This is a genomic window from Actinoallomurus sp. NPDC050550 (assembly GCF_040655075.1).
In the GTDB taxonomy this organism is placed as follows: domain Bacteria; phylum Actinomycetota; class Actinomycetes; order Streptosporangiales; family Streptosporangiaceae; genus Actinoallomurus.
In genome coordinates this window covers 20,979-41,437 of sequence record NZ_JBFAJC010000064.1, presented here as the reverse complement: position 1 = coordinate 41,437, position 20,459 = coordinate 20,979, and the positions used below count along the sequence as shown (strand labels likewise).

Below are 20,459 nucleotides of genomic sequence, written 5' to 3'. Positions count from 1 at the left end.
GGTCACGCCAGCGCTTCCTTGAAGCCCTGCCGCCACGAGGGGTAGCGCGGCTCCCAGTCGAGTTCCCGCTTGGCCTTGGCGTTGGAGGAGCCGCACACCTCGTTCATCATCAGCACCGCCAGTTCTCCGGCCGCCAGCCGGCCCAGCCACCCGGGCACCCGCCTCGGCGGCTTCGCCCCCGCGCACGTGGCCAGATAGGGCAGCCACTCACTGACCGGGGCCGGTTCGTCGTCGACGATGTTGAACACGCCCCTCGCCTTCTGCTCCACAGCCAGCACGGTAGCGCTCACCGCGTCGTCCAGATGCACCCACGACCAGTAACCGGTGCCGCTCCCTACCAGCGGAAACTTCCGCTTGCGGATCAGCTCGATCTGATCGTCGGTGGCGCCCGGGCCGTAGAACCAGCCGTAGCGCAGGGCGGCGCCGCCGGCCTTGAGGACGACGTCCTCGACGTGACGGATCGGCTTGATCACCATGTGCGCCACCGGCCCCGCGTGCAGCTCTATCGGGTCCTGTTCCGGCTTGTCCCATCCGCCATCGCGGGTCCCGTTCCAAGCGGCGTTGCTCTGCGCGACGAAATGGGACACGCCGGTCGCCTCGGCGGCCGCCAGCAGGTGGTCCGTCCCCTCGATGCGCAGCCGATTGGTGTTCGCGAAATACCGATCGGACTTGAAATCGGGCTTACCGGCATGGACGAAGTTGAGAGCGGTCATCTGATGCACGATCACGTCCGGCCGGGCCTTCGCCACCGCCTCACCGACCGACACCGCGTCCAGCCCGTCCATCACGACGCCATCCGCGCCCATCTCCGCGACCAGGCCCAGCTTGGCCGGGCTCGTCGTCGTCGCCGTCACCTGATGGCCCCTGGCCACCAGCTGCGGCACCAGCAGCCGCCCCAACACCCCGGTCCCGCCCGCCACGAACACCCGCATGCCGATCACCTTCCCGACGTGAACCGTCTGTCCTCGCTACCCGAGACAAGACAGCCCCGCCTCCTGTGACATGGGCACGGTGAAAGCCGCCGGATTCCCCTGAGGTCAGCGCAGCTCCTCCGCGACGATCCGCCGCCGCTCCGCGCCTCGCAGGCCGAGCGCGTAGTACAGACCGCCCGCCACCACGATCCCGGCCAGCCAGGAGAAGTCGGTGTGCGCCAGCAGGCGGGCGAGCGGCCCGCGCATCACCGGCACCAAGCCGTACTGCCAGCTCCACGCCGCCACGATGCCCAGAGCGAGGCTCACCAGCGCCGGCCGGTTGAACGCCGGCTCGCCGGAGTCGTCGCCGTACAGCGCGGTGACGTCCGGTCGGCCCTGGTGCCGGACGAAGAAGTCGACGACGACCACCGCCGCCCAGGGGCTGATCCACACCAGGATCGAGCTCATCCAGTTGTCGAAGGCGCCGGCGAAGCTGTCGGAGCGGATGAACACGACAAGCACCGCCGAAGCGATCACTCCGGCGAACAGCGTGACCTTCCAGCGGGCGGCGCGGACGCCGACGGTCAGCGCCGCGAGGGAACAGGAGTACAGGTTGAGGATGTTCGTCGCGATCGGGCCGTGCATGATCAGCAGCAGCACCGGGATGGCCATCACGCCGAACGTCCGGGCGACCAGGTCGGCCGGGTCGCTACCGCCGCCGGATCCGGCGAGCACCGCGCCCAGCGCCGCGAGCCACACGCTGGGCAGGTACACCCCGACGGCGGTGGCCAGGAAGACCGCGCGCTCGCCGGTGTCCCGGCGGACGAATCGGCTGTAGTCGCCGGAGTAGGGCAGCCAGGAGATCCCCCAGCCGACGCCGATCGCGGTCAGCAGCTGGGTGATGGCCGTCGCCTTCCCGCCGTCGCCGAGGGGATGCATCGGGGTGGACCAGTGCGGGTGCGCACGGGTGAGGGCCAGGACCGTCATCACCGCCATCACGATGACGGTCAGCGGGACGGTGTACTTCTCGAAGGTGCGGATCGCGTAGAAGCCCAGGAGCGCCAGGCCCAGCTGCGCCGCCATGATCAGGCCTCCGATCAGGTACTTCATACCGGAGCCGCCGTGCACGCCGAGGCGGGCGAGGATGCCCAGCACCAGGTCGAGGACCACCCAGGTGTTCACCCCGACCCAGCCCATCGCGAGCAGTCCCTGGATCACGCCGGGAACGGCGGCGCCATGACGGCCGAACGTCGCGCGGCCGAGCAGCATCTGGTTGACGCCGGTACGTTGCCCCATCAGGTTGAACAGCCCGAATGCCGCGCAGCCGAACAGGTTGCCGACCGCGATGACGATCAGGGTCTCCACCATGGTCAGGCCCAGCGTGACGCCGAGTGCTCCGAGCACCCAGTTGATCGGCGCGATGTTCGCGCCCGCCCAGATCCAGAACTGTTCCAGCGGTGTCGAGTCCCGGCCGTGCTCGGGGATCGGCTCGATGCCGTGCGCGTCGAAGCGCGTCGTCTCTGCGTGCCCGGAGGCGATGGTTTCGGCGGACATGGGGACCTCCTCGGGCCGCGCCTCGATGACGCTGCGCGGCGTGCTCTCGTGGGGTTCACAAAAGCACGCACGTCAGCCGCTGAAGAGTGGATGAACGTCCAGTCAGCTCACCTGGCCACTGTGTTAACTTCCAGGGATGGTGACGATCCGGCGGTTGGTCGCCGACCCCACCCTGAAGCTGCGGTTGCTGGAGCCCGGTGCCGACGGCGCGCTGGACGCCGAGATGCGCTGGGTGCACACCACCGAGCTGCCCGATCCGTCGCCCTACCTGCGAGACCGGGAGCTGGTCCTGACGAACGGCCTGTGGTGCGCCGGCCCCGATGACGCCGAGGCGTTCGTGGCGCGCGTCGCGGGCGCGGGTGCGGGCGGGATCGTGTTCGGCCTGCGAGAGAGCGTCCGGCGGGTCCCGGCAGAGCTCGTCGGCGCCTGCCATCGGGCGCGCCTGCCGCTCATCGAGTTGTCGACAGACGTTCCGTTCACCGCGCTCTCCCATGCCATGGCCACCGCGTACGCCGAGGAGCGCCAGCGGGACCTGCTGGGGCGCATCCGGCGGAGCGACGCGCTCACTGACGTGATGGCACGGGGAGCCGGCGCGTCCGGCATCCTGCGGGTGCTGCGCCGCGACCACGACCTTCCGCTGGCCGTGATCGACCGTACGGCGAGGGTCGTCGCGGCGGCCGGCGCCGACCTGAACTCCGGGCAGGCACGCCTCGTCGCCGAGGCCCTGGCCCGGCATCCGCCGCCGCTGGAGATCGACCTCGGCCCGGGCGGGTACGCGTCGATCTTCCTGATCGCGGCGCTCGGCGAGGTGGACGCGGGCCTGGTGTGCCTGCGTCCGATGGCCGAGCTGGGCCCGGCCGAGCAGGACGCCTTGGGTCAGGCGGCGTCGTTCCTCAGCCTCGAGGTCGCCAAGCAGCAGGCCGTGCACGCGATCGAGATGCGGTTCGCGGGCGAGCTGCTCGACATGGTGCTGTCCGGGCCAGGGCGGCAGGCGGAGCTGCCAGGTCGGCTGCGGGCGTTCGGGATCGACGCGAGCCACCCGCTCGCGGTGTGCGCGCTGGCGTTCGCCGACGATGACGGCCTCGGCGCGACCGGCCTGGGCGACGCGGTGACCGAGTTCTTCCTGACCCAGGGCGTTCCTGTGGTGACCGCGGCCGCCAGCCAGGACGTCGTCGTGATCGTGTCCTGGCGGGCCGCGGAAACGGAGTTCGCCGCTCTCGCCCGGCGGCTGGTGACCGGCCTGGCGCCGCGGTTCGGCGACCGCCGCCTGGTCGCCGGGCTCGGTGGGACCGCCCCGGACGCGGCCGGACTGCGCCGTCCGGTGCTAGAGGCGCGGGAGGCCTGCCGCGTGCTCCGCCGCCGGAGCGGCGGCCCGGTGGTCATGGCGTACGACGAGCTCAACACCCACCTGCTGCTGCTCGGCCGGCACGACCCTGAGACGCTGCGGCGTTTCTCCTCGGCCGTACTCGACCCGCTGCGGGCCCACGACGCGGCGCGCGGCGGAGGGCTGGAGGCCAGCCTGCGCGCGTTCCTGGACAACGACAGCCACTGGGCGGCCACCGCCGCGGCGTTGCACGTGCACGTCAATACGCTGCGGAACCGCATGACGCGGGTCGCCGAGCTGACCGGACGCGACGTCAACCGGACCGAGGACCTGGTCGACCTCTTCCTCGCACTACGGGCCGACGCGCTCAGGCAGCTCCCCTGACCGGGCGAACGGCGCGACGAAGGGCCGCGACGAAGGCCCCGCCGCCCCGACCTGAACACGTTGACCATGTACGCCCCGTCGGTCCGTCACGGCGAAGGGCCCGCCGCCCCGGCCTGGATCCGTGGGTCAGTCGACCGGGTAGACCGCCGGGTCGACGTCAGGCGGTTCCGGACTGCGGCGGGGCAGCGTCCGGTCCACGCGTACGCGCTCGGCGACGTCCCCGCACCGGTCGAACCGTACGTCGCCGCACTCCAGCGCGTACTCCACCAGCGTGCGCAGCGCGACGGCCCGGCCGGGCCGACCGGTCAGGAACGGGTGGTTGGTGAGGTTGAACAGGCAACCGTAGTGCCGCATGGCGTCCAGCTCCGCCCGCCACATCTCCAGCGCCTTCGCCGGCGACTCGATGACCGAGCCGACGTGCGGGTCGGGCAGGAAGGCGTACTGCTCCCAGTCGTCCAGCGACCAGTGCACCGGTAGCTCGACGATGTCGGCGCCCGACGTCGTCAGCAGGTACGGGCGGTCGTCGCCCATCAGCGAGGAGTCGTACCGCAGCCCGTGCTCGGTGATCAGCTCCGGGGTACGCCACGTCGCCTCCCACAGCGCGGCGCGGTGCCCGGCGATCTCGATGCCCTGGTCGGCGAAGACCTCCAGCGCACGCTCGAAGTCGGCGCGCTCCTCGGCCGCGCTCATCCCGGTGGGCGGGCGGTGACTGTACGAGTGGTGCGCGACCTCGTGCCCGGCCTCCGCGATGGCGGCCGCCAGGCCGGGCCGCCGCTCGGCGACCCAGCCCGGCACGAAGAACGTCGCCGGCACGCCGAGGTCGGCCAGCAGTTCCAGCAGCCGTGGCACGCCGACCTCCGGGCCGTACGCCTGGTGCGACATCGTCATCGCGTGGTCGGCGAACCGTCGTCCATGTGCGAGGACGGCGGCCTCGGCGTCCACGTCGAACGTCAGGGTGAACACGCACCGGGCCCCGGCCCGCCAGCCCGACTCGTCCATCGCGTCATCTCCGTCCACTCCGGCTGGAGCCGGACTCACGCCGCGCCGGCCCGCTCACGGCGGTGGCGCTCCGCGTTGTCCAGCGTCGCCATCGGCTGCAGCAGTCGATGATCGAATTCTGCCAGCGTGGCCCCGCTTTCCAGCCGCCGGGGGAGGTCGGGGTTGGCGAGGGCACCGTGCCCGAGGGACAGCAGATCCGCGTGCCCGTTCTCGAGCACCTCCGCGGCCTGGCCCGAATCGTGCATGCCGCCGTTGGCGATCACCGGCAGCCCGGACACCTTGCGCGCGAGCTGAGTGATGGTGACCTCGCCGTCTAGCGTGGCGCTCTCGATCCAGCTTCGCCCCTCGCTCGCGATGTGCAGGTACGCCGCCCCCGCCCCGGCCAGCGTGCCGAAGATCACCTCGGCGTCGCGGGCGCCGCCGGGCCAGCGGTGGGTGAAGTCGTTCACCTTGCCCTGGGACAGGCGCACGCCGATGACGGCGTCCGGGCCGAGGTCGGCGCGGATCGCCGCGACGACCTCGGCGGTGAGTCGCAGCCGATTGATCAGCGCGCCACCGTAGCCGTCGGTGCGCCGGTTGGTGTAGTCGGTCAGGAACTGGTCGAGCAGGTAGCCGTTGGCGGCGTGCACCTCCACGCCGTCGAACCCGGCGCGCAGGGAGTTCCCGGCGGCGGCGACGAACCCGGCCACGGCCTCGTCGATGTCGGCGGCGGTCATCTCGCGGGGCACGGGCCACGGCCCGCTGCCGCCGTACTCGGGCATCATCTCGCGTAGGGGCGCGACCGCCGACGGGCCGACGGTCCCCGGCCGGTACGGGTTGCCCTGGGACAGTGCTCCCGCGTGCATCAGCTGCTGCACGGTACGGGCACCGGCCGCGTGCACCCGCTCCGTGACCTCCCGCCAGGCCGCGACGTGTCCGTCGGTAACGATGCCCGGCTGGTTGAAGTATCCCGGGCTGTGCCGGTCGTCGGTGTAGGTGCCCTCAGTGATCACCAGGCCGAAGCCGCCGCGGGCGAACTCCGCGTAGTAGTCGGCCATCTGCCGGGTCGGCGTGCCGTCGGGTGCGGCCGAGACGCGGGTCATCGGCGCGACCGCGAGCCGGTTCCGCAGGTCCAGGCCCGCGACGTCCAGAGGTGCCAGAGCCGGGTGCGCGGCTCCGGAGTCGATGATGGTCACTGCTTCTCTCCTGTGTCATGAAGAGCGGGGACCCGCTCGGCGGACTCATGGGCGGGCGACAGGTCGAGGGCCAGCGCCGTCGGCTCGTTCCCCCCGTTGATGCCGACGACGTCCTGCGGGCAGGCGGAGACCACCAGCACGCAGTCCATCGCCGCCTCGAAGGTCACGCTGTCTCCCGGCCGGCTCAGCGCGGGCAGCCAGTTCAGACCGCCGTCCCCGTCGATCGAGATCCGCATGAAGACGTTGACCGGCTGGGGAACGACGGCGGTCCGCAGGCCCACCTCTCCGAGGGCGCGGTGCAGGTTCTCCGCGCATGAGGCGTGCCGGCCGTCGACACCGTGGGCCCGGTAGCGCGCCGGATCGCAGGCGGCGATGAGCATGTCATGCACCCCGGGGGACGTGTCGCCGGCCAGCGTCAGGATCGGCCGCCGCCGGTCGGTGACGAACGACTCCCCCAGCGCCGGAAACAGCCGGCCGAGCTGGGTTCGGGTATGTGCGGCACTGAGATGTTCGGACGGGTCCTCGGCGGCGAAGCAGAAGACATCGCCCACCTGCCGGCCTTCGAGGTCGACCACGCGGACCCGATCACCGGTCGCGAGCCGGACCACGCGTGCCTCTCGGGCGGGCACCACGACCCGGTGCCTCGTCGAATTCATGGGCGTCAGTCAACCCCGACCGCAGCCCGACCCGCCATGGACCTTCGTACAGTGTTCAGGCACTTTGACTGGACGAAACGCCAGGTGTTGGTCTCGCCGCCGGCACCCGACACAAAAGGGGCTCGGTGTCCAGGTAACCGATAAAGTGACACTGCCCATCCGGCTTGCAAGCTATTGGCCGATCTTGTCGTTATCGTCGTACCTCCAGAGTCGGCGGCGAGAACATCGGAGGTGACGATGCGGACCGGACGGTGGATCGTCGTCGTCTGGCTGGTCATCGGAGGGCTCGCCGCAGGGCAGCGCCATTACTACACCCGGTTCGACGGGAGCTGCGCGAACTTCGCCACGATCGGCCTCACGTGGATCGCCGGCCCGCTCAACTACATCGGCCTCAACCCGAGCGCCTACTGCAAGGTTCCCCAGCCCAGCAAGTGACGCCGTAGAGCGCGCGTCCGGCGAGCCGGACCCCGTCGACCCGGCGCTCCGACTCTTGACACCTGCCCGAAAGAGGAGAATCCTCCATCGCATCACTTGGATCGATCCAAACCCACCTGATCAGGCCACGAGCGCCGAGTGCGGCAGGAGGTTCCCGGCTCCCGCGGGCCGGGGCACAGAAAGGAATCTCGATGACTGTGCGCGTCGGAGTGATCGGAACGGGTTGGATCGGCCGGGAACACATCCGCCGGCTCACCGACACCGTGACCGGCGTCGAGGTCACGGCGGTCACCGACATCGACGCCGCACGCGCCGAGGACGCGGCGGCCGACGTCGGCGCCCGGGTCTTCGCGGACGGCCCCGAGTTGATCACGGCGGACGACGTCGACGCGGTGCTCGTCACCTCCTGGGGTCCCACGCACGCGGAGCATGTACTGGGCGCGATCGCCGCCGGGAAGCCGGTGTTCTGCGAGAAGCCCCTTGCCACCACCACCGAGGACTGCCTGCGGATCGTCGAGGCGGAGATGGCGCACGGCCGCCGGCTCGTTCAGGTCGGCTTCATGCGCCGCTATGACGCGGGCTGCCGGCAGCTGAAGCACGTCATCGACTCCGGCCGGATCGGCGAGGCGTTGATGGTGCACTGCGCCCACCGCAACCCGACCGTTCCGGAGTCGTACGTTTCCGACATGGCGGCGCTCGACACGGCGGTGCACGAGATCGACGTGCTGCGCTGGCTCCTCGATGACGAGATCGTCTCCGCCCAGGTGGTCACGCCACGCTCCGCGAGCAAGCGGTTCGCGCACCTGACAGACCCGCAGATCATGCTCTATGAGACCGCGAAGGGCGTCCGCATCGACCTGGAGGTCTTCGTCAACTGCCAGTACGGCTACGACATTCAGTGCGAGGTGGTCGGCGAGGAGGGGCTCGTGCGGCTGCCCGACCCGGCCGCGGTCGGCGTACGCACCGCAGGGCAGCACAGCACGGCGCTGCTCACCGACTGGGTGGGCCGCTTCGCCGACGCCTTCGACACCGAGTTCCGCGAGTGGATCGCGGGCATCGCGGCGGGCGACGCGCCCATCGGCCCATCCGCCTGGGACGGCTACGCCGCGACCGTCATCTCCAATGCCACCGTCGAGGCCCGGCAGTCGGGCGGCGTCGTCGGCGCCGGCGTGAAGCCCCGTCCTGCCTTCTACGCAGGCGCAACGCCGCCGTCGGCGTAGTCGAGGGGTGATCAGCGCACCGTGTACGCCCGTACGATCGTCTGCTCGACCGAGTCGCCCGCGCTGTCCGCGGCGGTGGCCCGCAGCGAGACGAACCCGGGCGTCGCCGGGTTGGTCACGGTGGCGACCCAGCCGCCGCCGGAGCGTACGAGCGGTGCGTTCTGCCAGGTCGTACCGTCGTCGGCGGAGGTCTGCACGGTGAGTGCGGCGACCGACGCCGACGGGGCGCCCGGGTCGCGGACGACCTGCACCGGAAGGCTCACCGTCGTGCCCGCCGCGGCATGGTTGGCGTCGTCGAGCCCCGGCACCGCGAACCGCACGGCCTGCAGCGGCAGTGGATGCCGGCTCGCGGTGTGCCCCGACCTGAACGTCCACGCCGTCGTCACCGCGGTGGACGGCGTCACCGGCCGCTGGGCCGACACGCTCAACGTGTAGGTCGCCGAACGCGCGGGCAGCGTCGCCGTCAGGGCCGCGTATCCGCCGTTCAGCTTCGCCGTCTTGACCACGGTCGAACCGCGCACGAGCTGGACCGTGCCAGTGGCCCGCACGTCCCGGCCGACGTGCCCGGCGGCCGCGTCGCTGAACAGCCCGTCGCCGCCGTAGGTCAGCACGTCGCCGGTTCGGTCGCCGCCTCCGTTGCCGGGGAAGGCCGGACCGACGGCGGCGGCGTTCCACGTCTCCGCATAGGTCTTGGCGGCGTACGAGGCGTCGGGCGCGGCGAGCGCGCCTCCCTGCAGCAGGCTCCGGTCGTCCGGACCGTAGTAGAGCGTCCGCGAGTAGGCCTGCCGCGGGGTGACGTACTCCGTCTGCGCCGCCGGCAGCCGCATCGGTATCCCGGTGCCCACCGACAGGAAGACGTCCGGCAGCACGGGCGCCCAGACATGGCTGCCGATGGTCTCCGCGCCCAGTGTCCGCCAGTGCATCTGGATCGCGGCCAGGTCGGCCGTCGCATGGTGGTACGTCGGGTCGGCCGGCACCTGGCCGCGGACGACGTCGGCCAGGTCATACCGGTACTTACTGGGCGCTGTCTCGGTCGCGTCCTGCTGTGTCCACAGCGACTGGACGTTGAAGACGATGTCGCGGTCCTTGACCGGCAGCACGCTCACGTGCCCGGGCCTACCGCTGCCGATGCCGACGATCGCCCCGCCCCGACCGTTGTAGGCGGACATCGCGTTCAGGGTGGCGGTCGCGTCGGCCCGGTCGATGGTGACCGTGACCGGTTTCGCCGTACGGGCGTCGAGCGCGACCCGGTGGTCGCTCGCGCCGACGGTGTACGGCTGGAGCAGACTGCTGACATCCGTCCCCTGCGTGAAGACGGCCGCGTGGGTGATGTACCGCTTGGCCCGCAGCCGTACGGTGGCCGTGCCGCCCACGGTCGACGCCCTGGTGACGACGCCCGTCGCCGGGTCGAAGAAGTCGACCCCCGTGTCGCTCGGCTGCCCGTCGCGGTCGACCGCCGAGACCGTGACGTCGTACGCCTCCGGCTCGATGAACGCGCCGACACCCGTACGCACCACGACCTTCCCGTCTGCGGACGTGGCGGTGATCAGCCCACTGTAGGTGCCCGGGGTCACGCCGTCGGCCCCGATCGTCGCCGTGACCTGCGCGGTCACGCCCGGTCGCAGCGTCACCGACGACGGGCTCAGCCGGACGAGCTTGGACGGAACGCCGGCCGTGCGCAGCGTCAGCGTGATCGAGACCGTGCCGTGGTTGGTGTACGCGTACGTACGGGCCGCCGACTGCCCGGCCGTGTGCGGCCAGGCCAGCGCCGCCGACATGCCGGTCGGCGCGGCGGTGACCTGCTGGGTGACGGCCCGCGCGATGTCGAGACGTCCGGTGCCCTCGTGATACGCCGACACGTCGGCGCCGGGATGCGCGGAACCGGTCAGCGCGGCCTTGAGCTGCGGAGCCGTCCAGTCCGGATGCTCCCCCGCGACGATCGCCGCTGCCCCAGCCACGTGCGGAGTCGCCATCGACGTGCCCGACAGCTTCTGGTAGGCCGTGCCCACCGGCGTGCCCAGGTCCGAACCGGCCGCCTTGGCCGCGATGATGTCCACACCCGGCGCGGTGACGTCGGGTTTGACGGCGTAGTCGCCGACGCGCGGACCGCGGGAGGAGAACGACGCGAGCGCGTCGGCGGAGTCGACCGCACCCACGGTGAGCGCCGCGTCGGCGCTGCCCGGCGACTCGATCGTGCTGTCCCGCCCGTCGTTGCCGGCCGCGATCACGAAGAGCGTCCCGGTCTGCGCGGTGAGCGTGTTGACCGCCTCTTCGAGCGGGTCCACGCCGGGCGAGTCGGCGCCGCCGAGGCTCAGGTTGACCACCCGTGCCTTGACCGTCTGCGCCGCCCAAGCCATGCCGGCCAGCACCCACGACGCGTCGCACCACCCGGCGTCGTCGCAGACCTTCCCGACCGCGAGCTTCGCACCGGGCGCGATGCCCTTGTACCGCCCGTTCGACGCGGCGCCCGAACCGGCCAGGATCGACGCGACATGGGTGCCGTGCCCATGGTCGTCCGTCACATCCGCCGCGCCCTGGTCGGTGAATCCGCGGCTCTGCGTCACCACGCCGCTGAGGTCGGGATGCGCCGGGTCGTACCCGCTGTCGAGCACCGCGACGGTGACGCCGCCGCCGGTCAGCCCCCTGCGCCATGCCGCCGGCGCGCCCACCTGCGCGGCGCTCACGTCGTCGGTGACCCGCAACCTACCGTCCAGCCAGATCTTCGTCGTCGGGGTGGCGAACGTGGTGGGCTCGGCGGCTCCCGCGGTGAGGTCGCGCCAGGTCGCTTCGGCGTTCGGCTTCGGTATGCGGGTCGCCGACATGCCCAGCGCGGGCAGCTTCCTCGTGCCGTGACCGTACGGCAGGACGGCAGCGCCCTTGGCGATGACCGGGATGTCGGCCGTGTGCGCGTCGTCGTACCCCCACGCCACCAGCTGGGTCACGTCGAACAACCGCTCGTCGAGCCGGCCCCTGGCGATCAGCCTCGCGGCGTCGGCCGGCTCCACGAACACGTGTCCGCCGTACGCCTTCACCGCGTACGGCACGTTCGCCCGGCCGGGTCCGCGGACGACCTGTACGGAGGATTTGTTATTGGTCTGTACCGTCACCCGGTCGCCGGTCAGGAGCGTGACCTGGTGTGCCACCGCCGGCTGCGCGCGCTGCGAATCGCCGGCCGCCGGGCCGGACGGCTCCTCCGTCCACCCGCCCACGGCGGCGATGGTCAAGATGACGACGCCGAAAGCGGTCGCGACCCGGCCGCCACGTCCTCGCTTTCGCATTCCCCGGTCCTTTCCCCAGGTCCACCGGAATGCCGGACTAAACCGGCCCAGCACGCGGTCTCGACCGTGTCGCGGGCAACGCCAAAGGGTCAAGCCGACCGCGACGGGTCGCACCGCGAACCGGCGGGCGCGATCGGCAACAACCGCACGTCATGGACGTCCGAGCGGCGTCACGCGCCGCGACGAATCCTGAAAGCAGCAAAAATCGCTTTCATAAGCTCGGCCGCCGGGCGAGGCGTACATCGGTCGGATCGCATGTCGGCGGAGCCACCAAGTGTGGAAGAGTGCGAGGGCGCTGGTCACAGACCCGTACGCCACGGGGCCGGGGCGATCGATGCCAGGTCGTGGGAGAGCCGGTCGGTCAGTTCGCGACTCGACCGGCCCGGGGCGCCGATTCCACGGCAACCGGCGAGATGGACGTCCACCAATTCCGCCTTCGCGGTCCCGGATTGCTCGAAGTACAGACTCGCGCCCGAGGCGTCGTCCATGGGGCAGTTGTACGCCCCTGACGGCCATTTCGGTGCCGTTCGGATGTCCGTGGCGAGTCGCCGCGCGAAGTCGGCGTTCCCGCGAGTGAGCGCCGCACGGCAGGGGCGCTGGTTCATTCCCGGCAGCCACACGGCGACGACACCGATGGGGCGGGCGTCGACGCTCACCAGTCCTCGACTCCGTTCATGGTCGGCCTCGTAGCCGGCGGAACACGCCCCGACCGGCGTCCCCGTCGAGGCGAACGGGGCCACGGACGGTGGCGTGGCACGAACCGGGTCTCCCGCTCCCCCGCCCAGGAGCGAACACCCGGTCGCCGCCGTCGCCAATGCCGCGACGACGACCACGTGCGATGTCGACATCCTTCGACTCCCTCGTCTCGGAGAACACGCCGAGGCCAGTCTCACGTAGAGGGGTCGGCATCGGGCACGCGATCAGGAGGAGAGCACGCGTCCCCCTCGGTCGCGCGGCGGCCGGTTTCGCCGAGTCCGTCAGCGAGCGCCCGAAGCCGACCCCACACCAAGTCCGAAGCACCAATCCAATGGGATTGGTGCTTCGGAAAGACGGGTTCAGGGGTTGCTGACGCGCCAGGTGGAGTTCGGGGTGGTGAAGGTGGCGTGCAGGTTGGGGCAGCCGAATATGGTGCCGGTGGGGTCGGTGGTGGAATCGGAGCCGGTCAGTGGCTTCCAGGTGCCGTTTTCCCGTTGCTGGATATTGCTCGCGGTGAAAGAGCGGCCGGCGGTGTCGGCACAGATATAGGGGCGTCCGGTGGAGGGGTCAGTGGCGGAGTAGACCTCGAAGGCGTCCCAGCCGAAGTCGTAGACGCCATTGGGGCCTTGGGAGGTGAAGTAGGGATCCCACTGCGATGTTGTGAAGTTGTAGAGCAGCATCTGCCAGGTGTTGGTGGCCGCGTCGGTCTTGTTGATCATGACCCCGTAGGCACCATTGCGGACGTAGGTGGCCTGGAAGGCGGAGTCCATTACCGTGAGCTTGCCGACGGTTTGGCTCTGGCACCAGTCCCAGGCCCAGATCACGGCGCTGTCGTGCAGGTAGGCGGTGGTGTCCTCGATGCAGGCGTTACCGGACGGGTACAGCGTGGGCGCGTAGATGACGTCGCTGCTGTTCGAGGCGCGCAGGTTCGGGAGGACCGAATGGGTGGCGTAGACGCCGGTGGGGCCGCCGTCGGCCGTTGGGTAGACAGCCCAGAACTGGTGGCCGTCGTCGGCCGCATGAACCATGGACGGAGTGTTGTGCCGAGTAGGAGCGCTGCGCCAGAGGGCGTGGCGGCTGCGGAACTGGGCGCGTTGGGCGGGAGTTAACAACTTCGCGGCGGCGCGGCCGGTGATGCCGGGGACCGGGTGCGAAGAGACCGGGGCGGACAGGTTCGGGCCGGTCGCGGCGGGATGCGGAGACGGCGTGCCACTGGAGGCGCCGGCTGCGGGGATGGTGGCGAGGCAGAATGTGAGAGCGCCGGCCGCGATCGTCGCGGCCAGTCCTGCCTGCCGCTTCGTCGCACGATGATGTCCGAAGGCCCTCATTTCAGGCCCCGAACGGAACGGAAACGAATGCGCGGGGGGACAATGTAACGACCTCCTGTTCGAAATTTCGTGAGATTGCATATGCTGCGAGTGCGGTTCAAGCCCGGAGCGTCAATGAGGCGGGGTGGGCTTCGCGCAGCGTGACGCGATGGCCGGCGAGAAAGCCGTTCCGCGGGCGCGGGGACAGGACGCGGCACCGTGGCATGGCAGCCACGCATGGTCGCTCTCCTCTGGCGAGGGTGAGGACGGGGCGGGTCGTCAGGTATCGGTCAGGTGAAAGGCGTGGGGTGGCTTCCTCAGGCTGGGTGAGGGCGACGGTAATTGGACGGCATCGTCAGTACTAGGCCCAAATCAATGCTCGCTGAACATGCCGTTATCGATGCCAGGACGATCCGGCGGGTAGTCGGGCAGCCGAGTTCGCGGTCGGCGGCCGAAGCCGCGTGCGGTGCCAAAAACCGCGGATGGTGTCGCTGACCTGGGCGTCCGCAGTGCGATCAGGCAGCGCCGCAGCACTCGTTGATCAGCCCGGTGACGGTCTTTCGACGGTGGGCCCGGGCGCTCATGTCGAGCATTTCGCTGGAATCATGCAGCGGCGGGCGGAGAAAAACGGCCTTGATGAGGGCGATGTTGGCTGAAACCTTCATACTCGTCCAGAACCGTGCGCCGGTCCTGGACGGCCGGGTCAGCGGCCGGGCGCGTGATGCGTGCCCATCCGTGCGTCAGCCCATTCCGCGCTCGATGGCCTCGATGATCCGCGGCCTCAGCTCGGCGCTGCTGATGATCGCGTCTACCGAGCCGACCTCGACCGCGCGCTGGATGCTGTGCACCCGGTCGAACTCGGCGGCGACCTCGCCGAGCTTCTCCGCCCGGACGGCGGACTGCACCTCGGCGAGCCGGGCGCTCAGCACCGCCCGCTCGGCACCGCCGGCCGCCGAGACCTGCGTCTGCAGCTCGGTCACCCGCGGGTCGGTCGCGGTGCGGTTGTTCACCTCACCGGAGAACACCACGGCGGCCGCCGGGGCACCGCCGAGCACCGAGGCGAACGAGCCCTCCAGCGCCAGCACGGTCATGTTCGGATTGAGCGCCTTGGAGAACACCACGAACGCGCCGCCGTGGTAGCGGGAGATCACACAGAACACGATCGGCCCATCGAAGTTGACGATCGCCCGGCCGATCTCCGCGCCGTACTCCAGCTGGAGCTTGCGCATCGACTCCGGTGAGCCGTCGAACCCGGACAGGTTCGCCAGCACGACCAGCGGCCGGTTGCCGGACGCCGCGTTGATCGCCCGCGCGGTCTTCTTCGACGACCGTGGGAACAGCGTGCCCGCGGTGTAGGTGTCCGGGCCGTCGGTGGGTGGGAAGCCGCGCCGCGGCACCGACCGCGACTCGATGCCGATCAGGCAGACCGGCCAACCGCCGATGTGCACGTCCTGCACCGCCGAGGTGTCGGCGTCGGCCATGCCCGCCCAGCGCTCCAACACCGGGTGATCCTGGTCGGACAGGGCACGCATCACCGTGCGAATGTCGAACGGCTTCTTACGGTCGCGGTTGTGCTCGGCGGAGAAGATCTGGCCGACGGTGGTGAAGTCGCTGCCGGCGATCGGGTGCGGAAACGCGGAGACGTCGCGGTCGGCCGGGTCGGTGGTGCGGGCTCGCCGCGGAGCCGTCTCGCCGGGCACGACGTAGGTGTGGTCGTAGTGCGCCATCAGCACGTCGCGGGCGGCCGGCAGGTTGGGCGCCCAGTACTGCGCCTGGCCGTTCGGCCCCATCACGCGGTCGTAGCCGCCGATGCCGAAGTTGTCCTCGGCCGACACGCTGCCGGAGAAGTCCAGCGACTGCTTGCCGGTGAGCACCATCGCCGAGTCCGGCGTCATCACCAGGATGCCCTTGGTGTGCATGAGCATCGTCGCCTCGGCGTTCCAGTACGGCTGGGCGCCGACGGTGATCCCGGCGATCACGATGTTGATCTCGCCGCCGTCCTGGGTGAACGTGACGATCCGCTTGAGCGCGGCCGCGACCCAGTCCATGTTCTCGGTGCCCGAGGTCATCGAGATCCGCGCGCCTGCCGACAGCGCGAACCACTCCAAGGGGACCCGCATCCGCTCGGCGAGATCGAGCGCGGCGATCACCCGCGAGCACTCCGGTTCCGACAACGCCCCCAGTGCCTTCGTCGGGTCGCCGAGCAGGACCACGCGGGTGACGCCTTCGGGGTGCCGCTCGGTCGGCGTCGTGACGACGCCCGCCACGATCGCCGCGGAGTTCTTCCCCTTCGGCCGGTCCACCGGCACGAGCGCGCCGTGGTCGTCGAGGTCGTGCTCGACGAAGCCGCCCCCCGGCCCGGCGAGCAGGCCGGTCAGTTCGTACGGGTAGACGTTCCCGCGCCGAGCGGCACGCAGCACCTTCTGGCGGTAGTCGTCCAGCGGCTGCACCGGCTCCGTCGACGGCTCGCCGACCTGCAGGCTCGCGCCGTGGCCCGGGTCAAGGGTGATCCGCACGGCGACCTCGGCCAGCTCGCCGGAGGCGGTGCGCTGGCGGGCCACGAACTGGACCTCCTCCAGACCCGCGCCCGCCGAGGTCGGCAGGACGCGCTGGACCAGGGCGTTCAGCTCGTCGGTGGACAGCTCGGTCGACGGCCAGACGTACATCATGATCCGGTTGGTGTCGAACCGCTTGTTCTGGGGTCGCTGCGCTTGGATGTTACGGATCGCGTCCAGGCCCGCAGCGATCGCGTCCTCCACCGCCGGCAGCGCGACCAGCCTGCCGTCGGCCTCGCGCAGCGGCGTCAGGTCGCGGACCTGGCCCATCGCGATGAGCCGCTCGTCGGCCGGGTTGCTGCGCGCCACAGCCTTGAAAAGATAGATCTCCTCGTCGGCGGACGGCAGCCGCGTGAGGTCGAACTCGCGTAGCCGCTGCAGCTGCAGGCGCCGTGCCATCTGCGGGTGCAGGCCGCGGATCAGCCGGTCCTCGGCGAATCCCGAGCCGTCGGGCCGGAAGGTGAAGTGGTGGTGCATCACCGCGCCGCTGGTGCCGGCGACGGTGGTGGTGATCCGGCGGACGCCCGCGGACCACGGGTGCTTGGCGAGGAGCTGCCCGAGCCGCACCGCCATCGCGTCGGCGTCCGGCTGGTCCTCCCACGTGACGTAGAGGTCGGCGACCAGGCCGTGCTCGGGGACGTCGGCGGCGAGCATGCCGACGGCGCGGATGGCGTCGGGCAGGGCGGCGATGTCGACGGCGGTGGTGACCACGCGTGTCACGCGTCCTGAGCCGCTGTGCTCGGCGGTGACGAACCGGCAGCCCTCGGTCTCCCGCGCGGTGACTTCGGACAGCCCACGGTTGCCGTAGTAGCGGCGGGTCAGCACCTCCAGGAGCGGCGTGTGATCCCGCCCGACCCGGCCGATCCGCTGGCCGATCAGCCGGACGAGCGGTTCGGAGCTGGCCACCATGGCCTGGATCCGCTCGGCGCGGTCCGGCGCGTCCGGGTCGCCGTCCAGGTAGCGCAGGTCGTCGCGTACCGCGGCGTAGACCTTGGCGCGGTTACGGCGCAGCAGTGGCTGGGTGAACCAGCGGAACACCACACCGCGGGCCAGGTCGGACACCACGGGGAAGCGCACCTGCGTGGCCTCGACCAGGTGCTCGAGGGTGAGCCCGGCGCGCTCGCCGAGCGGCTCGAGCGGCGACGCGCCGGTCAGCCACTGGCGCAGCACCTCCGACACGATCGCGACGCCGGTGCTCATCCGCTGCTGAGCCAGGAAGATCCGGAAGACCGCGGCCTCCAGCTCGGGCGTGCGGTCGAGGTCGGCGACGCCGTAATGGGCGAGGACCTTGCCGAGCTTGGCCTGGAAGCCGTCGGTGACGCCGGCGCGCTCGACGTCGAGGCTCTGCAGGTAGCTGTGGAAGAACTCGCGCGGGCTGTGCACCGGGCTGCCCGGCTCGACGTCGAGCTCGCCGCCCGGCTTGTTGCGGCTCAGCTCGGACAGATCGGCGAACACGGTGAGCAGGTCCAGCTCACCCTCGAGCGGCCGCCCGCCCAGTTCGCCGCGCGCGGCCAGGTAGGCCGACAGCACCCGCTCGCGGTCGTACGGGTCGATGTCGAAGCCGAGCAGCAGGCCGCGCAGGTCCTGCAGGCCGCGTTCGACGCGCTCGGCCGCCGATGCCGCGGGCTCCGCGGGCAGCTCGATCTCGACGGTCTCGGCGGCCGACTCCGCGTCCTGAGCGCCGCCATCGGCCAGCGGCTCCAGCCGCATCAACGGCGCGCCGGCCTCGACCTGGCTGCCCACCGACACCGGGCACTCACGGACGCGGGCGCGGAACGGCGCACGCAGCACCGTCTCCATCTTCATGCTCTCGAGCACCAGGATCGGCGCGCCGGACTCGACCTCGTCACCGACCGACGACGGCGTCGCGACCACCAGCGCGGGCGCCGGGGAACGGACGACACCGCCCTCGTCGCGGCTGATCCGGTGCGTGACGCCGTCGACCTCGATCAGGTGGATCGGCCCGTGCGTGGCCGACACCAGCCGGAACCGGCGGCCGTTGACCACGAGATGGCCGCTGTACTCATCGAACCGCTCGACCTCGACGTCGACGGGGTGCACGTCACCGCCGCCGGAGACTCCGACGCGGAACCGCCTCTGCCCGACCCGGGCCACGCTCACCCGGTAGTCGACGCCGCGGAGTTTGAGGTCCAGCGGACGGCCACTCTCGTGCTGCACCTGCGGGCGCCCGCCGTGCGCGGTGGACAGCAGCCGCTTCCGGCTGACCTCCTCCTCGTCCTCGTATGCCTCGACCGCCGCGGCGGCCAGAGCGATCGCGGAGTGCCGGTGGCCGACCAGGCGGCCCTCGGCGCGTACGCGGTCGATCCAGCCGGTGTCGGCGCTCGCGTCGATCACCTCGGGCTGGTCGAGCAGGTCGAGCACGAAGCTCTTGTTGGTCGCGCCACCCTCGATGATCACTGTGGTCTCGGCCATCGCGCGGCGCAGCCGGCCCAGTGCCTGCTCGCGGTCACGGCCGTAGGCGATGATCTTCGCGATCATCGAGTCGAAGTCGGCCGGGATGCCGTCGCCCTCGCTGACGCCGGTGTCCACGCGGATGCCGGGCCCGGCGGGCAGCACCAGACGCACGATGCGGCCCGGGGCGGGCGCGAAGTCGCGGTCCGGGTCCTCGGCGTTGAGCCGGGCCTCGATGGCATGGCCGGCCTCGCCCGGCTGGGCGCCTTCCAGCTTCCCGCCGTCCGCCACGTGCAGCTGCAGCCGGACCAGGTCGGTGCCGGTGGTGATCTCAGTGATCGGGTGCTCGACCTGCAGCCGAGTGTTGACCTCGAGGAAGGCGAAGAGCTTCTCGCCGGGGTGGTAGAGGAACTCTACGGTGCAGGCGCCGCGGTAGTCGACGGCCACGGCGAGCCGCTCGGCCGACGCCTTCAGCTCGGCGGTCTGCTCCGGTTCCAGGACCGGGGAGGCGGACTCCTCGATGACCTTCTGATTGCGCCGCTGCACCGAGCAGTCCCGGACCCCCAGCGCCCACGCGGTGCCCTGCCCGTCGGCGATGACCTGGACCTCGACGTGGCGGGCGCCGGTGACCAAGCGCTCCAGGAAGACCACGCCGGAGCCGAACGCGCGCAGCGCCTCCTTGCTGGTGCGCTCGTAGGCGTCGGTCAGATCCTCCTTCGAAGCGACCATGCGGATGCCTCGCCCGCCTCCGCCCGCGGTCGCCTTGAGCATCAGCGGGTAACCGATCTCGTCGCCGGCGCGCAGCGCGTCCTCGAGAGTCGCGACCTCACCGCGGCTCCACGGCGCGACCGGAACACCGACCTCCTCGGCGATCAGCTTCGCGCCGATCTTGTCACCGAGCCTGCGCATCGCCTCCGCGCTCGGCCCGACGAAGGTGATACCGATCTTCTCGCACAACTCGGCGAACGCCGGGTCCTCGGCGACGAACCCCCACCCGACCCACGCGGCGTCGGCCCCGGTCTCCACCAGCGCCCGCTCCAGGACGGCGTGGTCGAGGTACGGGCGGGCCGAGGCGGGGCCCAGCGAGTAGGCGACGTCCGCTTCACGGACGAAGGTCGCGTTGCGGTCTGCGTCGGTGTAGAGGGCGACCGTCTCGATCCGTGTCCCGGTCTCCGCCGAAAGATCCCGGACAGCGTGGATGAGCCGCATCGCGGCCTCTCCACGATTGACGATCGCGACACGACTGAACACCGACCGAGCCTCCCAGCACCAGCACGTAGAAGGCGACGCCCGGATCTCGAACGTCGCCTGAACCTGTCCATACCCTGCTCGATTACCGCCGGGTACACCAATGTCCCGCATAGCGAATTCCAGGCTCCAAGCTTGTGGGGACCCTACAAGAGGCAACCAGGGACACACCGCCCTGCCGCCGTTTCACGCGAGGACTGCCACAAAGCACAACCGCACCCTGCGGCATCGATGACCGGGGGACCTGCACAGACGCGACGGTCAACGGTCGCGTTGCCCCGACCAGGCTGTATCCACTATTGATG

13 protein-coding genes are annotated in these 20,459 nt (G+C 70.8%); 3 read left to right on the top strand and 10 right to left on the bottom strand.

What is annotated here, in order from left to right; translation table 11 throughout:
• Nucleotides 1-2 precede the first annotated feature (2 nt).
• Together AB0I04_RS47070 and AB0I04_RS47065 are read right to left on the bottom strand one after the other, a co-directional pair.
• Nucleotides 3-932 carry an NAD(P)-dependent oxidoreductase gene (locus tag AB0I04_RS47070; RefSeq protein ID WP_360900570.1) on the bottom strand — a complete coding sequence of 310 codons (930 nt, stop codon included), beginning with the start codon at nucleotides 930-932 and terminating at the stop codon, nucleotides 3-5.
• Between the two features lie 105 nt (nucleotides 933-1,037).
• Nucleotides 1,038-2,465 (bottom strand): cytosine permease, encoded by a 1,428-nt coding sequence (locus AB0I04_RS47065; RefSeq protein ID WP_360900528.1) that lies wholly within the window; start codon nucleotides 2,463-2,465, stop codon nucleotides 1,038-1,040.
• 136 nt (nucleotides 2,466-2,601) lie between these two features.
• Here AB0I04_RS47065 and AB0I04_RS47060 point away from each other — a divergent pair, with 136 nt between their 5' ends.
• Nucleotides 2,602-4,173 (top strand): PucR family transcriptional regulator ligand-binding domain-containing protein, encoded by a 1,572-nt coding sequence (locus AB0I04_RS47060; RefSeq protein WP_360900525.1) that lies wholly within the window; start codon nucleotides 2,602-2,604, stop codon nucleotides 4,171-4,173.
• Nucleotides 4,174-4,299: 126 nt separating this feature from the next.
• Here the strand turns inward: AB0I04_RS47060 and AB0I04_RS47055 are convergent, their stop codons facing one another.
• Genes AB0I04_RS47055 through AB0I04_RS47045 form a run of 3 tightly spaced genes read right to left on the bottom strand, consistent with a single transcriptional unit; the run spans nucleotide 4,300 to nucleotide 7,003 of the window.
• On the bottom strand, nucleotides 4,300-5,172 hold the full coding sequence (locus tag AB0I04_RS47055) for a polysaccharide deacetylase (protein WP_360900523.1): 873 nt from the start codon (nucleotides 5,170-5,172) through the stop codon (nucleotides 4,300-4,302).
• A gap of 35 nt (nucleotides 5,173-5,207) precedes the next feature.
• Nucleotides 5,208-6,347: an NADH:flavin oxidoreductase gene (locus AB0I04_RS47050; protein ID WP_360900520.1), complete on the bottom strand. Its 1,140-nt coding sequence runs from the start codon at nucleotides 6,345-6,347 to the stop codon at nucleotides 5,208-5,210.
• Nucleotides 6,344-7,003, bottom strand: coding sequence for an urea carboxylase-associated family protein (locus AB0I04_RS47045; RefSeq protein WP_360900517.1), 660 nt, complete (start codon nucleotides 7,001-7,003; stop codon nucleotides 6,344-6,346). Before AB0I04_RS47045 ends, AB0I04_RS47050 begins: the two co-directional genes overlap by 4 nt.
• Before the next feature lie 237 nt (nucleotides 7,004-7,240).
• Between AB0I04_RS47045 and AB0I04_RS47040 the strand changes: the two genes are divergently transcribed.
• The gene (locus tag AB0I04_RS47040) at nucleotides 7,241-7,438 is read left to right on the top strand and encodes a hypothetical protein (protein ID WP_360900514.1); all 198 of its coding nucleotides are present in this window, start codon (nucleotides 7,241-7,243) and stop codon (nucleotides 7,436-7,438) included.
• Between the two features lie 191 nt (nucleotides 7,439-7,629).
• Nucleotides 7,630-8,658 carry a Gfo/Idh/MocA family oxidoreductase gene (locus AB0I04_RS47035; protein ID WP_360900511.1) on the top strand — a complete coding sequence of 343 codons (1,029 nt, stop codon included), beginning with the start codon at nucleotides 7,630-7,632 and terminating at the stop codon, nucleotides 8,656-8,658.
• A gap of 11 nt (nucleotides 8,659-8,669) precedes the next feature.
• Here the strand turns inward: AB0I04_RS47035 and AB0I04_RS47030 are convergent, their stop codons facing one another.
• The 5 genes from AB0I04_RS47030 to AB0I04_RS47010 all read right to left on the bottom strand — a co-directional run bounded on the left by AB0I04_RS47030 (nucleotide 8,670) and on the right by AB0I04_RS47010 (nucleotide 20,157).
• A complete protein-coding gene (locus AB0I04_RS47030) occupies nucleotides 8,670-11,936 on the bottom strand; it encodes a S8 family serine peptidase (protein ID WP_360900508.1) in 3,267 nt (1,088 codons plus the stop codon).
• Between the two features lie 299 nt (nucleotides 11,937-12,235).
• Nucleotides 12,236-12,784 carry a hypothetical protein gene (locus AB0I04_RS47025; protein WP_360900505.1) on the bottom strand — a complete coding sequence of 183 codons (549 nt, stop codon included), beginning with the start codon at nucleotides 12,782-12,784 and terminating at the stop codon, nucleotides 12,236-12,238.
• Nucleotides 12,785-12,991: 207 nt separating this feature from the next.
• A complete protein-coding gene (locus AB0I04_RS47020) occupies nucleotides 12,992-13,960 on the bottom strand; it encodes a hypothetical protein (RefSeq protein WP_360900502.1) in 969 nt (322 codons plus the stop codon).
• A gap of 494 nt (nucleotides 13,961-14,454) precedes the next feature.
• A complete protein-coding gene (locus tag AB0I04_RS47015; protein WP_360900499.1) occupies nucleotides 14,455-14,604 on the bottom strand; it encodes a hypothetical protein in 150 nt (49 codons plus the stop codon).
• A 75-nt stretch (nucleotides 14,605-14,679) separates the two neighbouring features.
• A complete protein-coding gene (locus AB0I04_RS47010) occupies nucleotides 14,680-20,157 on the bottom strand; it encodes a biotin carboxylase N-terminal domain-containing protein (RefSeq protein ID WP_360900496.1) in 5,478 nt (1,825 codons plus the stop codon).
• Nucleotides 20,158-20,459: the final 302 nt, after the last annotated feature.

Excerpts from the sequence above, each read along its gene's own strand:
- AB0I04_RS47065 (WP_360900528.1), bottom strand. The coding sequence starts at position 2,465 with ATGTCCGCCGAAACCATCGCCTCCGGGCACGCAGAGACGACGCGCTTC.
- AB0I04_RS47035 (WP_360900511.1), top strand. The coding sequence starts at position 7,630 with ATGACTGTGCGCGTCGGAGTGATCGGAACGGGTTGGATCGGCCGGGAA.
- AB0I04_RS47015 (WP_360900499.1), bottom strand. The coding sequence starts at position 14,604 with ATGAAGGTTTCAGCCAACATCGCCCTCATCAAGGCCGTTTTTCTCCGC.
- AB0I04_RS47055 (WP_360900523.1), bottom strand. The coding sequence starts at position 5,172 with ATGGACGAGTCGGGCTGGCGGGCCGGGGCCCGGTGCGTGTTCACCCTG.
- AB0I04_RS47045 (WP_360900517.1), bottom strand. The coding sequence starts at position 7,003 with ATGAATTCGACGAGGCACCGGGTCGTGGTGCCCGCCCGAGAGGCACGC.
- AB0I04_RS47040 (WP_360900514.1), top strand. The coding sequence starts at position 7,241 with ATGCGGACCGGACGGTGGATCGTCGTCGTCTGGCTGGTCATCGGAGGG.
- AB0I04_RS47070 (WP_360900570.1), bottom strand. The coding sequence starts at position 932 with ATGCGGGTGTTCGTGGCGGGCGGGACCGGGGTGTTGGGGCGGCTGCTG.
- AB0I04_RS47020 (WP_360900502.1), bottom strand. The coding sequence starts at position 13,960 with ATGAGGGCCTTCGGACATCATCGTGCGACGAAGCGGCAGGCAGGACTG.
- AB0I04_RS47025 (WP_360900505.1), bottom strand. The coding sequence starts at position 12,784 with ATGTCGACATCGCACGTGGTCGTCGTCGCGGCATTGGCGACGGCGGCG.
- AB0I04_RS47030 (WP_360900508.1), bottom strand. The coding sequence starts at position 11,936 with ATGCGAAAGCGAGGACGTGGCGGCCGGGTCGCGACCGCTTTCGGCGTC.
- AB0I04_RS47060 (WP_360900525.1), top strand. The coding sequence starts at position 2,602 with ATGGTGACGATCCGGCGGTTGGTCGCCGACCCCACCCTGAAGCTGCGG.